Here is a 14,334-nt window from a genome sequence, read left to right on the forward strand (position 1 = left end):
ACTCCCATCTGCGCACTTTAGCGCGTACAATTCAGTCCGGAGGCATTGATTTTCTTCCAGACATGCCCTGCTTTTTTATTCCTCTTCCGTCTTTACATCAAACAGAGCATTGACGAACTGCTCCGGATCGAATTTCTGCAGGTCTTCCATATCCTCTCCCACGCCGATATATTTCACCGGCACATTCAGCTCCGACTGGATTGCCACCGCAATCCCGCCTTTCGCCGTACCGTCCATCTTTGTAAGGATAATACCGGTCAGGTCGGCTACCTCGCCGAATTCCCTGGCCTGTGCAAGGGCGTTCTGCCCTGTGGTTCCATCCAGGACCACCAGGTTTTCCCGATGGGCATCCGGGAATTCCCGGTCTATGATCCGGTTCATTTTCTTCAGCTCTTCCATCAGGTTCTTTTTATTATGAAGTCTTCCGGCGGTATCGCACAGAAGCACATCCACATGCCTGGCCTTTGCTGCATTCACCGCATCAAAGACCACGCTGGCGGGATCCGAGCCTTCCGCCCCGCCGATCATATCAACGCCCGCCCGGTTGGCCCAGCCCGCAAGCTGTTCCCCTGCGGCGGCGCGGAAAGTATCCGCTGCGGCAATCAGCACCTTCCTGCCCTCTTCCTTGAGCATGCCCGCCAGCTTGCCCACAGAGGTGGTCTTTCCCACGCCGTTTACGCCGATTACCAGAATCACCGACTGCTTCTTTTCAAAGTCATAGGCGGTTTCCCCTACCTGCATCTGCTCCTTTATGCTGTCGATGAGCAGCTGCTTGCAGGCGGAGGGCTCCTTGATATGCTGTTCCTTCACCTGCTGCTTCAGGCGATCCAGAATATTGGAGGTGGCATTTACGCCGATATCCCCCATAATCAGGATTTCTTCCAGTTCTTCATAAAATTCATCGTCAATCGCCGAAAAGCCGCTGAATACGGAGTCGATTCCATGCACAATATTATTTCTTGTTTTATTCAGGCCCTCTTTCAGCCGGGCAAAAAAGCCCTTCTTTTCTTCGCTCATAGCTACCTCCTACTGATTAGCCGCAGCATCTCAAACCATCCTGCTGTTACGATTAGTTTTCCAAATCCCTGTCTATCAGGCTTACGCTTACCAGCGTGGAAACACCCTTTTCCTGCATGGTGATACCATAGAGCCTGTCGGCCTTTTCCATGGTTCCTCTTCGGTGTGTAATAACAATAAACTGCGTGGACTTCGTCAGCTTATGTAAATAATTTGCGAACCGGCCTACGTTGCTGTCGTCCAGCGCCGCCTCGATTTCATCCAGCAGGCAGAACGGCGAAGGCTTCAGGTTCTGAATGGCAAACAGGAGGGAAATCGCAGTCAGCGCTTTTTCACCGCCGGAAAGCTGCATCATATTCTGCAGCTTCTTTCCCGGCGGCTGGGCGATGATCCGGATTCCCGCTTCCAGAATATCCTCATCCTCCATCAGCTCCAGGGTTCCCTTTCCGCCGCCGAAAAGCTCTTTGAACACTTTGTCGAACTCCTGGCCGATCTGGGCGAATTTTTCCTTAAACTGTCTGCGCATCGCTTCATCCAGCTCCAGGATAATCTTTTTCAGGGCTTCCTCCGCCTGCACCAGATCATCATGCTGGGTTTTCAGGAAGTTATAACGTTCCATCAGGTTTTTATAATCCTCGATGGCGTTTACGTTTACATCCCCCAGCTTTCTTATCTGCTCCTTCAGGGAAGCGATTTCCTTTTTCATGCCTGCCAGATCCTGCAGGCCTTCCTTTTTAAGCGCTGCAGCGCTGCTCAAGGTAATTTCATACTCATCCCACATGTAGTTGATCTGGGCTTCCACAGCCTCCTCCAGCTTTTCACGCTGGGCGTTCAGCCGGTATACTTCCTTATCCAGCCCTGACAGCCTGTCCGACAGGCTTTCCCTGTCCGCAAAAAAGTTTTTCTGCCGTCCGCTTAAGGCTTCTTTTCTTTCCATGTCGGCCTTCAGCTTCTCTTCGCCGTCGGTCTGGGTGCTCAGGGAATCCGCTATGGTCTGCTGCAGCCGGCGGATATCCTCTTCCCTCCGGGTGATATTCGCAAGGTTTGTTTCCATTCCCTCCAGGATTTCTTCCAGCTCAGCGGCAAACCGGCTGATTTCGCCTTCAATACGATCCAGGTTGGTCTGTTCAAAGCCCTGCTTCTGCCTGATTTTTTCCACTTCCAGATCCCATTCGGCCACACGGGAGCTGTGAAGGCTTTCCTCGCCCCTTTGCCCCTCCAGCAGCTTCTGCGCCTCGCCGATTCTGGCGTCCACATCCTTTTCCAGCATTTCAGAGGCTTCCAGCTGTCTGAGGATTTCATCTTTTCCGTTTTTGATCTCTTCTATCTGGGCGGCGATTTCCTTCTGCTCGGTCTGCAGATCTCCATATCCCTGCTCCGTCTGTTCTTTTTTCTCTCTGGCGGCCGCCACATTCATCCGCGCCGTATTCTGATGGATAAATTCCTCCTGAAGGGAGGCCTTTACCTGTTCCAGATCCATGCGCAGCTGGTTTCTCCGCTTTTTTGTCTGTTCAATGGAATCCAGCAGCCTGTCAATAGCCATCAGGGTTTCCCTGACCTTTTTCCCAAGCTCCTCCATTTCCCTGCGGCGTCCCAGCAGATTGCTGCTGTTCTTATAGGCACCGCCGCTGATGGAACCGCCGGGATTAAAAAGCTCGCCCTCCAGCGTCACCATCCGCAGGCTGTATTTGTATTTTCTTGCAATCCTGACCGCATTGTCCACGTTGTCAACCACAACGATTCTTCCCAGAAGAGAGGCCGCAACATCGCGGTAGCGCTCCTGCGTCGTCACCAGGGAGTCCGCAAGACCCAGGACACCGGCTTCCTGCAATACCTCTTTTCTCTGGAATTCCTGCCTGTTCCTGATGCTGGTCAGGGGCAGGAACGTGGCGCGGCCGGCTTTGTTCTGTTTCAGAAAGGCGATCATTTCCTTGGCGGTTTCTTCATTTTCCGTCACAATGTTCTGGATGCTGCCGCCCAGGGCCGTTTCAATGGCCACCTCATATTTTTTGTCCACCTTGATCAGATCGGCAACAACGCCTATAATCCCCGGGCTGTTTTCCTTCTGCTCCATGACACGCTTTACGCTGCCGCCATAGCCTTCATAACGCTCCGTGAGATTCGACAGGGCGTCCAGCCGGGATTTATCCTGATGGTAAAGCACCTGGGTATCCCGCAGTTTCTGATCCTTCCCCGACAGCTCATCCCGTATCTGGTTCAGCTCTTCCTCCAGCAATGTCTGTTTATCGTTGAGGGCCGATATATTTTCATTAATCTGAAGGAATTCCTCCTCCAGCCTTTTAATGTTTTCCTCCTGCCAGGCTTCATCCGATTTTGCCCGCAGCAGCCGGGAATTCAGCTCTGCCCTGCGGATCTGAATCTGTTCCAGCATGGTATCAAAACGTCCCATACGGGATTTGATGGTAGCGCGTTCATTCAGCTCGGTAATAATCGTATTTTTACCGTTTTCTATTTCCGTATTCAGCTCATCGATCCTGGCCTGTACTTCGGCCAGCCTGGCCTTAGCCTCCTGCCTTGCAAGTTCTACCTCCTTCAAATGGGCGTCTATCTTGTCCTTTTCTGTAAGGATTGCCGCTTTGTCCCCGCTCTTTGCATCAATTTCACGCTGCAGGGTTTCCTTACGGTTTTGCAGATGCTTTTCATTTCCTCTGGCGGAATTGATCTGCTCTTTCAGGACGTTGATTTCCCCTTCCAGCTTTCCCCTCAGCATGCCGGTGTCGTTCAGCTGGGAACGGGCCTGTTCAATGCGCTTATCCAGTTCTTCGATTTCCGTCTGGATTTGATCGTATTCCTCTTTGATATGTTCATATTTCTCTGTGGTTTCCTGCAGATCCCGGGAGGCTATTTCGTATTTTTCACCAACTCCGGCCAGCTGCTCACGCAGACGATCGTTTTCCAGGAGAAACACATTGACATCCAGATTCTTCAAATCTTCTTTTTTCTTCAGGTAGACCTTTGCTTTTTCCGCCTGCTTTTCCAGCGGCTCCACCTGCTTTTCCAGCTCTGAAAGAATATCGCTGACGCGCAGCAGATTCTGTTTTTCATCCTCCAGCTTCTTCTGGGCGGCGGCTTTCCTGCGCTTGAACTTAACGATTCCTGCAGCTTCGTCAAAAAGTTCTCTTCTTTCCTCCGGCTTTCCGCTCAGGATTTTGTCAATCTGGCCCTGGCCGATGATGGAGTAGCCTTCCTTGCCGATACCCGTATCGTAAAAAAGCTCATTCACATCCTTCAGCCTGACCGGCGAACCGTTCATCAGATATTCGCTTTCCCCCGAACGGTAAATGCGCCTGGCCACCGTCACCTCATCATAATCGATTGCCAGCTGGTGATCCCTGTTGTCCAGGGTGATGGCCACATAGGCGTAGCCCATGGGCTTTCTTTGCTCCGTGCCGGAAAAAATGACGTCCTGCATGGAAGCGCCGCGCAGCTGCTTCACCCGCTGCTCGCCCAGCACCCAGCGGACGGCATCGGCCACATTGCTTTTCCCGCTTCCATTGGGTCCTACGATTCCGGTGATTCCATTGTGGAACTGAAAGGTTATTTTGTTGGCAAAGGATTTGAATCCGTGTATCTCAATACTTTTTAAGTACATTAGTTTAATCCTTATTCCTTATTCTTCCGAAGCGCCAGGATCGCTTCATAGGCCGCCTGCTGTTCCGCCGCTTTCTTGGTGCGGCCCTTTCCCTTCCCGATAAGCTTTCCGTCAAGCACGGCGTCTACCAGAAATTCCTTGTCATGATCCGGCCCTTCCTCCCCGGTAAGCACATATTCAAATGCGGCCTCCGGCATGGTCTGTATCATCTCCTGAAGCACGGTCTTACTGTCATAAAAAAGGATTTTATTCTCCAGATCGGAAAGCACAAACCGGTAAATAAAATCATGCGCCGCCTTCAAGCCTCCGTCCAGATACATGGCTCCGATTACCGCTTCCATAACGTCCGAGGTAATGGAATCCCGTCCTCTGCCTCCGGTAGCTTCTTCTCCCTTGCCCAGCAGCATATACTGCCCCAGCTCCAAATCACGGGCGCAGTATGCCAGCGCCGGTTCACAGACCATGGAAGAACGCAGCTTCGTCAGCTTGCCTTCAGGCATCTGGGGGTTCTCATGGAACAGGAAATCACTGGATACCAGCTCCAGCACCGCATCCCCCAAAAATTCCAGCCGTTCATAATCTTCCAGTTTGTTTATCTTCTGCTCATTGGCAAAGGAACTGTGGGTCAAAGCCTGCCTCAGCAGCTTTTTGTCACGGAAGGTGTACCCGATCCTTTTTTCAAGCTCTTCCAATGTATATTTCACACTTATCCGGTCCTTTCTGCATATCAAAAAGCCCTCCAGGTTTCCCTGCCACGGGCTTTTCTTATACGATTATTAGATTCATCGGCAACTGTTTCCATGCCCTGACGGGAGTCGTTTTCCCTCTGCCGTCCTCTATCTTGTATTTCTGATCAGCTCGACCGCTTCGCCTACCGTGCTGATTTTTTCCGCATCGGCCGGTGCGATTTCGATACCGAATTCTTCCTCAATGCCCATCACGATCTGGAACACATCCAGAGAATCCGCACACAGATCGTCAACAAAGGTGGTCTCTTCCGTAATTTCCTTGGGATCCACGCATAACACTTCCGCTATGATAGTTCTCAGCTTGTCAAGTTCCATATCTTTCGTCCTTTCTTACTTACTCAGCCGCTCCGGAAATCACTTTCTGGATCTTCCCGTTAATATCCTGTTCCTTAAAGGTTAAGCACTGCAGAATTGTGTTTTTGATTTCCACGGCTTTGGAGCTTCCGTGTGTCTTAACCACCAATCCCTTCAGGCCAAGCAGCGGTGCCCCGCCGTACTGCTCCAGGTCAAAGGCCTTCAGCGTCTGCTTCAGCGCGGGCTTTACAAGCAGCGCCCCTATCTTGCTTCGCAGATTCACCATCATGCCGGACTTGACTTTACTGATTAATGTAGCCCCCACGCCTTCATACAGCTTCAGGACCACGTTTCCCACAAATGCCTCGCAGACTACCACGTCTGCCGCACCTGCAGGGATATCCCTCGCTTCTATGCTGCCGATAAAATTGATATCGCTGCATTCCTTCAGCAGCGGGAAGGTTTCCTTTACCAGCGCGTTTCCCTTTTCCTCTTCCGCGCCGATATTGACGATGCCCACCCTGGGCTTCTTAATTCCCATGACATTTTCCATATAAATGGAACCCATTTTGGCAAACTGCACCAGCTGGGAAGGCCTGGCATCCACATTGGCCCCGCAGTCAATGAGAAGGGAGGCTCCCTTTTCCGTAGGAATGAGCGGCGCCAGCGGCGGGCGTTCCACACCCTTGCTGCGTCCCACGATAACCTGTCCGCCTGCCAGTACGGCTCCCGTACTTCCCGCGGACACAAAGGCATCGCATTTTCCTTCCCTTACCATATAGAGACCCTTTACAATCGAGGAATCCTTCTTGCTGCGGATGGCCGCCACAGGAGGCTCCGCCATGGCAATTACCTCCGTCGCATTCACGACCTCCACCTGCTCCTGGGGATAGGTATATTTGGCAAGCTCCGCCTTTACCTGTTCCTCTTTCCCCACCAGGAACACTTTTATCTTCTTTTCCGCCTGGATCGCTTCCACCGCGCCCTTGACTATTTCTGCAGGCGCATTGTCACCGCCCATGGCATCCACTGCCACCTTTACATAATCTGCCATCTTGCTTCCTCCCTGTCGCCGCTGATTCTGAGTATGGGAGCTTTCATCCCCACTCTCCCTGTGCATCAAAGCACACACTGAATGGGAATATAAATTTATTTTTCTCCCATGCCGCACTGCGTAATCCGCTCAAACCTCGCAGCCAGGCTCTGTCCGTTCCTGCTGCTACGGCGCTGCCGCCGTATAAAAGGCAAACCGCAAAGCCCACCTGCGGAATTTGAGTATCCTATATAAATATACTAGACATGCCTGTAAAAATCAAGCGAATTGTCCGCCGGAGGGCAGACAGGGCACAAGCCCGCCGCATTTCAATGACACAAGCCCCGGCCTGAAAACAGGCCGGGGCTTGTGTGAAATTACATATTATTTCTTTTTGTTTCGCAGCATACCGGCCGCACTAATTTTTCATTTCCACCTTCTCCATCAAACCGTCACTTCCAAACCGTAAATCAGCGATACAGGTTTCCCTGTGAAACCCTTTCCCCTTATCGTACTTAGCCAACGGCGTAGCAAAACGATGATAGGCAATTCGATAAGTGTCCTCTCCGGGCACGGCGGAAATGCTATGGTGTCCGGTTCCCAGTATGTCTCTTTCCGGATCCTTTTCCAAAATTGCATAGCGGTAAGTTATCGGGCCCGTAAGAGATTCGGAGGTTCCATAGTTTAGCCCATGGCACCTGTTCTGATGCCACGTCAAGAATCAATCCCTCGTTATGAAAGCTTGTTCCATCCTCAGATGAAAACACATAAAACTGTGTTCCCGACCAGTTTTCAAATCCGTCCGTTGTGGGATACAGATACCATACGCCATCAAAACACACCAAATCCGGATCCGCATATTCGCCCTTTAGTACAGGATTTGTAAAATCCGCCTTAAGTAAATCTTTTTCCACTGCCGTATTCTCCTTATGCTCATTCTTTCACGGAACCCAACGTAATCCCCGTCACAAAATACTTCTGCATAAAAGGATATATAATTAATATGGGCACCGTCGCTATCACTATTTTAGCAGAATTGAAGGTTCTTTGCGACATCATATTTATGAGCTGCTCCGTTGACAGCTTTGAGGTGTCGGACATATTAATTACCAGGGACTGTATATATGTCTGCAGCGGAACCTTAGACGGCGTATTGATAAGCAGCATGCCGTCAAAGAAATTGTTCCAGTGCCCCACAATGCTGAACAGAGTAACCGTTGCGATAGCGGGCTTGGCCAACGGGACGCAGATTAAAGACATCATCTGTATCTGGTTAATTCCATCGATTTTCGCAGATTCTTTGATGGCTTTCGGCTGGTTCCTGAAAAAATTCATCAGCAGGATAACATTATAAACCGGCACTGCGGAAGGAATTACCAGCGCCCAGATACTGTTCAGCAGTCCGGTGCCTTTAATCACAAAATACCAGGGAACCAGGCTCGCCCCAAAAAGCATACAGAAAATGGTGAACCACATGTAGCGGTCTCTGGAAGGGAACTCATCCTTTTCCAAAGACAGCGGATAAGCCATCAACACAGTGCATATCAGGTTCAGGCCGCCGCCTAGAATAACCCGTTTCACGGAAACAAAAAAAGCCTGGAAAAATCGGGAATCCTTCAGCAGATATTCATAAGAAGCCAGAGTAAATTCCACCGGCCAGAAGCCCACTCTTCCCGCAACAGCCGCATTTTTACTGCTGAATGAAAGCGCCAGTACATGAAGCAGAGGCAGAAGGCACAGCAGTCCAAGGAGAACGAGAAGCACAGTTACCACAAAATCAAATATTCTGTTTTCCAGCGTTTTATATCTCAGCATACCCTATCCTCCTAAAAAATGCGGTAATTCGCAAACTTGCGCGCCAGGAAATTGGATGTTACAATCAGCAGAAAGCTGACTACCGATTTCATAAGACCGACCGCCGTTGCCAGCGAATACTGCGCGCTTTCAAAGCTCATACGGTAAACATAGGTATCTATAATGTCTCCCGTATCGTAAACAATAGGGGAATAAAGGTTATACACCTGATCAAAGCCCGCATTCAGTACATTGGCAATATTCAGCGTTGCCACAAGGACAACTGTTACTTTAATGCCGGGCAGCGTTATATTCCATATCTTCTGCAGACGGCTGGCTCCATCAATGGAAGCAGCTTCATACAGCTCCTGATTGATTCCCGCCAGTGCAGCAATAAAAATAATTGCGCCGTACCCGAATTCCTTCCACACATCCGTTCCAACGATAATTCCCTGAAACAGCTTGTTGCTTCCCAGAAATACAATCGCTTCATCAATGATTCCCAGCTTCATCAGCGCCATATTGATGATACCGCTTCCGTCCAGGATATCCCTGAAAATCATGGCAAGAATAACCCAGGAAAGGAAATGCGGAAGGAAGCAGACAGTCTGCACTGCCTTTTTAAATCTTTTTCCCGCCATTTCATAGAGCAGCACCGCGAAAAAAACGGACATTACCAGGTTGAAAACAATTTTTCCCACGGCAATGACCAGCGTATTTCTGAAGATTTTAAAGGTATCGGGAAGCATGAACATATATTTAAAATTATCCAGGCCGACCCACTTGGATTTAAAAAAGCCAAGGACCGGCTGAAAATTTTCAAAAGCCATAATATTTTCGAAAAAAGGAAGTATTGTGTAGGTAAACAGCATAAATACCCCGGGGAGAAGCATTAAATGCAGCGGCCATGTATTTTTTAAGGTTATTTTCCTTTTCTTTTCAACTTTTTTCATGTAACCATACACTCCTGTCATATTTTTCACAGAGCGATTCCTATTACGATACAAAATGCGGTATCCTGCAAGAAGGAAGAACCCCATAGGATTCTCCCTTCTTTCTCAGGTATCCTTACCGTTATTTTTACTGTTTCAGGGCTTCAAGCTCAGCAATAATATCACTGCCGCCCAGAGCATTCCACTGCTCCACATATTCATCAAAGGCATCTATCGATGCTTCTCCGTTCAGTATCTTTAAAAAGGTTTCATCCTCCAGCTTCTCCAGTGTCTCCCACTTGCTGTCCATTGTTTCTGTCCGGGAATAAGAAGCGTCAAATACCTGATTCATATTGCCGGCTTCCTGACCCAGAAGGCCTGCACTGCGGACATAAGCCCATCCGGCAAGATTATTTGCTTCCTCCGCCGCTTTTACATCCTCTGTTGCCGCCTGATAGGATTCATACCACTGCAGCGCTTCACCGGAAAGCTCGGATTCTTCTTTTTCCCCGTTCACTACGGCCAATGCCGCAAGCGCTTTTCCTTCCTTGTCGTCATACCTGGAAAGCAGTATGGAAAAAGGCATTGTTGTCCAGCTGTAAGGATCGGTAGGCTCAGCCTTCAGGCTTACACCCTGATCCTGGTCAATATCAAACTGATAATTCATCGTCTTGATCGCAGCTTCCTTAACTGCTTCGGAAGAACCGGCCTTCACTACCAGATAGCTTCCGGAAGGGGAAATCATCGCCGTATTATATTTTCCGTCATCCGCAAGCGGCGCAAGATAGCAGTTCCAGAAAACGGAAAAGACGGAATGCTGCCCAGGGAGATCCGCAGCCTGATGCCTGATAAAGGGGAACTGCTGTTACTGACAGCCGAGTCCGGAAGCCTCAGCTCCCTCTTTAACCTGAAGGCTGAAATCTGTCAGCTTGCCAGCCAGTTTTTTAATTATCCCGCCCGATGTATTCCCATTGATTCCCAATTTCTTCTGCTTGCTGTGGATTTTTCAATCCCGGCGGATGAAGAATGCGGCAATGCAAAGAAAAGGGCAGATAAATTTGTGGAACGGCTTAAGAATATGTACCATCTGCCGTTTCGCGGAACTTCTTCTTCCATGCCTGCCCCGGAACAGCTTCTGCCGACGGTACAGGCCATGAAACTGTCTCTCTCCGATACGCCCCCGGAGCCTTCTGAAAATAAACAGGAAATTAAAAACCTGGACTCTGCAAACGGAAAGGTACGGTTTGTCTGCGAATATATCTCCACTCATTATCAGGAGAATTTAAGCCTGGAGGCACTGGCAGAAATTTCCTATCTCCATCCTGATTATCTGTCGCGGATTTTCAAGAAAGAAACGGGAATGAACCTGAACCGCTACATAAAGACCTTCCGGCTCAATCAGGCCTGCCGCCAGCTGGAAACCACACAGCAGAAAATCACAGCCATCAGCGCCTCTGTCGGTTACCAGAACTGTGCCTACTTTATCCGTTCCTTTACGGAGCATTTCGGAATCAGCCCTGAAAAATACCGTCAGCAGCACAACCAGTTTTCCGGAGGGAAATCATTATGAGAACTTTAGACCTGTTTTTCCGATATATACGTGATATGAAGCTTAAGACAAAGCTCATCTGTATCTATATCATCGCTTCCTTTTCGGCGCTTTTCCTTCTTCTGATAGTATTGAAGGCCGCCCTGGGGAAGCAGCTTTTTTCCCATGAACAATCCATGCTGAGCAATGCGCTCAATCAAAGCATCTCCCAATTGGATGCCCAGATAAATGACACCATTAATCTTTCAAATGTAATCTATAATAATGACGATATTATAAGCGCAATCAATGTGGACTACGGGAAAGATTATTTCAAAATGTATACTGCCTACAGCAATATCATAAAACCGGAGCTATACATTTATAAATGCCTGATTCCGGAGGTTACCGATATCCTGCTTTATTCCTCCTGTGGGATTTTCCCCCACAAAAATCTGGTAAACAGTCTGTCAGATCTGGAAACAGAACCCTGGTTTCCGGAAATAAAGGATATCCATACTCCCAGCTGGATAGTAACCGGCACAAAGGAGAGCCCCAGCCTGGCATCCATACGTATGCTTCCCAAGATACCCTCCTATCCATTTGACAATTATCTGTATCTGGAAATGGATTATAAGAATTTTTTCGCCTGCACCAATTCCATCAGCCAGGACGCCTATGGTCTTGTTATCGCCGGAAAAAACAATTCCCTGATTTATCAGTACCATTCCTTCCCCGGGGATGACTTTCCTGTGAATGCACAGGAGCTGCTGACGGATTATGAAAAAACCGTGGAGGAATACGGCAGCCGCTATATTTTTCTTTCAGCGCCTGTAGAATCTGCCGGATGGACTATTTACTATTACAGTCCTATCAGCAATGTGAAAGGGACGGTAGAACGGACAATCTTTACCTCATTCTTTTTGATAGCCCTCTGTTTCACCATACTTTTCCTGCTCACCTTTTTTACCGTTAACTCTATCCTTTCCCCCCTCAGACAGCTGACCGGGGTGATAAGCAAAATATCCCTGGCAGACATTGAGAAGCATGAGCTGCTGATTATCCCCAACCGGAATGATGAAATCGGAAAGCTGATTCACACCTTTAATTCCATGCTGAAAAGGATACGTTCTCTTATTGATGAAGCTTATGTACAGAAGCTGAAAGCAAAGGAATATCAGCTGAACGCCCTGCGCGCTCAGATTAACCCGCATTTTCTTTACAATACGCTTTCATTGATAAGCGCACGGGCTATTATAGCGGAGCAAACCGAAATCAGTGAAACAGTGCAGCTTCTGACACTTTTTTACCGGACTTCCCTGAATAAAGGGCAGGATACTACCACCATACGGAATGAACTGGAGAACATAAAGGCTTATATTTCAATCCAGCTGATTCTTACAAGCCATTCCTTCCTTGTGGAATATCAGCTGGAGGAAACTCTTCTGGAGCTGCCTATTCCCTGCCTGATACTGCAGCCCATTGTTGAAAATGCCATCGAGCATGGCCTGCGCAGCAGCCGCAAACAGCCCAGAAGGCTTATTATCGCCCTGTCAGAGGAAAAAGGAATATGCTTTATCCGGGTAAGCGATAATGGCTGCGGCATTCCCCCCGACAAAATGCAGGGGCTTTTCGCCTGTGAAACAACGCATATCGGGATAAAAAACGTAAACGAGAGGCTGAAGCTTTCCTACGGAGATAATCTGGGCCTGATAATAAACAGTGAGGCGGACAACGGCACTGAAGTCATTATCAGAATACCGCTGCAGAAAAACAGTCCTAAACCCTGAAATTATCGAAACGAAAAAGAGTGGCCGCCGGTTTTATATTTCGCCTGGCAGCCACTCTTTTTATGAAACCATATGTCACTTACACCATACCTACAGCCAACACAGCGGACAGACCATAAAAGCCCGGCGCCATCATTCAGCTTATCATTTCCGCACCAATCTCATATTTCCATTCCCCGTTCTTATATTCCGCAGTCACATCATGAAAATAATAAGCGCCGGTTCCGCTTCTGTATTTTTCCGCATTGCAGGTCACTTTTCCATTTTGGTTGGAAAGCTCCTCTATCGTTACAAGAATCCCGTTTTCTATTCCCTTTTCCCGATCAAGGATCCCCTGCGCAGCCAGTTCCTCCTGTGTGGACTGAGAACCGAATCCGCCGAAATACGTGCCTCCCAGATAAGCCAGCCCTTCTTTCTCCCCTTCGCTTAAAGAGGCAACCGACGTAAAATCAAAATAGCTTTCCGTAATACCTTCATTCAGTCCCGGATCTGTCTTCGCCAAATCCTGAAGCAGCTGCAGATAAAGCAAAAATTCCGGGTTTCCCGACTCCCCGGTGAGCTTCAGAGCGGAATAAGTAAACTGCGCCGGATAGCTTTCCTCCACACCTCCATTCCAGGTCAGCTCCACTATCATTCCCGGAACCAGCGCAGACAGCCCTATCGTTTCACCGTCCTGGTTTTCCAGGATATTTCCGTGCCCGATGCGGCAAAGCCCCGGATAGGCATTGTCCATTCCACAGGCCAGAAGTCCATCCTGTGTTACCTCGAATATTTCAAAGCGGCCTTTCACTTCATCGTCACCCGCATCCGTTTCCGGTACTTTTCCCTCCTGCTCCTGCATATCCGTTCCGGGCGCCGTTTTTTCTGTTCCGTCTGCCGGTGTTTGCGTTTCTTCCTTTCGGGTATTTCCGGCTTCTGTCTCTATTTTCAACGGTTCCTCCGCCGCAGTCTCTTTCCCGCTTCCCTGTCTGCCGCATGCTGTCAGCAAAAACGCCAGACTGACAAAAATAAGAACTGTTAACTTCTTTTTCCGCATATTAATTACTCCTCCATTTCCTGCAGTCCCTGCAGCCGCCCTTACATCCCTCCGCCGCAGTCATCATTGTGTTTCATTATCAATTGCCCATTCCTGAGCATCCGCACCCGTACTTTATTATACACGATTCCTGCATGTTAACCAACCATTCCTTCTCTCACCGGCAAATAGTAAAAAAAGAAATCCATCTATTTCAAAACTGAAATACGATGGATTTCCATGATAGACTGTTCTGTGTTCCCTGCCGCTTAATCAAAGACCCCGCTACAAGCAACGGGGTCTTTGACCCTCGCGGCAGTCGCCAAATATCCATGCAAGCATGGCTACTTGGCTCGTTGCTCGCGGGAATAAAGCGGGATAACAATTAGTTTTCTACGGAAACGATCTCTCTCTTGTTGTATGAGCCACAAGCCTTGCAAACTCTGTGAGGCATCATCAGTGCGCCGCATTTGCTGCACTTAACCAGTGTCGGAGCGCTCATTTTCCAGTTTGCTCTTCTCTTATCTCTTCTGGATTTAGAAGATTTATTCTTAGGACAGATAGACATT

Annotated in this window: 14 protein-coding genes; 2 read left to right on the forward strand and 12 right to left on the reverse strand. The window is 48.9% G+C overall.

Translation table 11 applies throughout. The features are described from left to right. Positions 1-75: 75 nt before the first annotated feature. From ftsY to FYJ45_RS13525, 10 genes are all read right to left on the reverse strand, one after another. The gene (ftsY, locus tag FYJ45_RS13485; RefSeq protein ID WP_021637240.1) at positions 76-1,017 is read right to left on the reverse strand and encodes a signal recognition particle-docking protein FtsY; all 942 of its coding nucleotides are present in this window, start codon (positions 1,015-1,017) and stop codon (positions 76-78) included. A gap of 52 nt (positions 1,018-1,069) precedes the next feature. Then, the gene (smc, locus tag FYJ45_RS13490; protein ID WP_154465017.1) at positions 1,070-4,630 is read right to left on the reverse strand and encodes a chromosome segregation protein SMC; all 3,561 of its coding nucleotides are present in this window, start codon (positions 4,628-4,630) and stop codon (positions 1,070-1,072) included. Between the two features lie 11 nt (positions 4,631-4,641). Continuing rightward, positions 4,642-5,361, reverse strand: coding sequence for a ribonuclease III (gene rnc / locus FYJ45_RS13495; protein ID WP_154465019.1), 720 nt, complete (start codon positions 5,359-5,361; stop codon positions 4,642-4,644). A 105-nt stretch (positions 5,362-5,466) separates the two neighbouring features. Beyond that, positions 5,467-5,694: an acyl carrier protein gene (acpP, locus tag FYJ45_RS13500; protein WP_021637236.1), complete on the reverse strand. Its 228-nt coding sequence runs from the start codon at positions 5,692-5,694 to the stop codon at positions 5,467-5,469. 19 nt (positions 5,695-5,713) lie between these two features. Then, entirely contained in the window at positions 5,714-6,727 is a 1,014-nt protein-coding gene (gene plsX / locus FYJ45_RS13505) for a phosphate acyltransferase PlsX (protein ID WP_025490194.1), read from the reverse strand. A gap of 397 nt (positions 6,728-7,124) precedes the next feature. After that, on the reverse strand, positions 7,125-7,358 hold the full coding sequence (locus FYJ45_RS33165; RefSeq protein WP_408609499.1) for a glycoside hydrolase family protein: 234 nt from the start codon (positions 7,356-7,358) through the stop codon (positions 7,125-7,127). Then, positions 7,291-7,620, reverse strand: a complete 330-nt coding sequence (locus tag FYJ45_RS30680; protein WP_235930796.1) for a glycoside hydrolase family protein — start codon at positions 7,618-7,620, stop codon at positions 7,291-7,293. Before FYJ45_RS30680 ends, FYJ45_RS33165 begins: the two co-directional genes overlap by 68 nt. 19 nt (positions 7,621-7,639) lie before the next feature. Next, positions 7,640-8,521 (reverse strand): carbohydrate ABC transporter permease, encoded by an 882-nt coding sequence (locus FYJ45_RS13515; protein WP_154465021.1) that lies wholly within the window; start codon positions 8,519-8,521, stop codon positions 7,640-7,642. A gap of 11 nt (positions 8,522-8,532) precedes the next feature. Then, the gene (locus tag FYJ45_RS13520) at positions 8,533-9,453 is read right to left on the reverse strand and encodes an ABC transporter permease (protein ID WP_154465023.1); all 921 of its coding nucleotides are present in this window, start codon (positions 9,451-9,453) and stop codon (positions 8,533-8,535) included. A gap of 127 nt (positions 9,454-9,580) precedes the next feature. Beyond that, positions 9,581-10,177, reverse strand: coding sequence for a hypothetical protein (locus FYJ45_RS13525; protein WP_154465025.1), 597 nt, complete (start codon positions 10,175-10,177; stop codon positions 9,581-9,583). A gap of 69 nt (positions 10,178-10,246) precedes the next feature. Here FYJ45_RS13525 and FYJ45_RS13530 point away from each other — a divergent pair, with 69 nt between their 5' ends. Further along, positions 10,247-11,002, forward strand: coding sequence for a helix-turn-helix domain-containing protein (locus tag FYJ45_RS13530; RefSeq protein WP_154465027.1), 756 nt, complete (start codon positions 10,247-10,249; stop codon positions 11,000-11,002). Beyond that, entirely contained in the window at positions 10,999-12,750 is a 1,752-nt protein-coding gene (locus tag FYJ45_RS13535; protein ID WP_154465029.1) for a sensor histidine kinase, read from the forward strand. The genes FYJ45_RS13530 and FYJ45_RS13535 overlap by 4 nt, the downstream gene beginning before the upstream one ends. 136 nt (positions 12,751-12,886) lie before the next feature. Here the strand turns inward: FYJ45_RS13535 and FYJ45_RS13540 are convergent, their stop codons facing one another. Both FYJ45_RS13540 and rpmF read right to left on the reverse strand, forming a co-directional pair. After that, positions 12,887-13,786 (reverse strand): hypothetical protein, encoded by a 900-nt coding sequence (locus FYJ45_RS13540; RefSeq protein WP_154465031.1) that lies wholly within the window; start codon positions 13,784-13,786, stop codon positions 12,887-12,889. A gap of 364 nt (positions 13,787-14,150) precedes the next feature. After that, positions 14,151-14,333, reverse strand: coding sequence for a 50S ribosomal protein L32 (gene rpmF / locus FYJ45_RS13545; protein WP_081745460.1), 183 nt, complete (start codon positions 14,331-14,333; stop codon positions 14,151-14,153). Position 14,334 lies beyond the last annotated feature (1 nt).

The sequence above is a fragment of the Eisenbergiella porci genome, from assembly GCF_009696275.1.
GTDB classification, from domain to species: Bacteria; Bacillota; Clostridia; order Lachnospirales; family Lachnospiraceae; genus Eisenbergiella; species Eisenbergiella porci.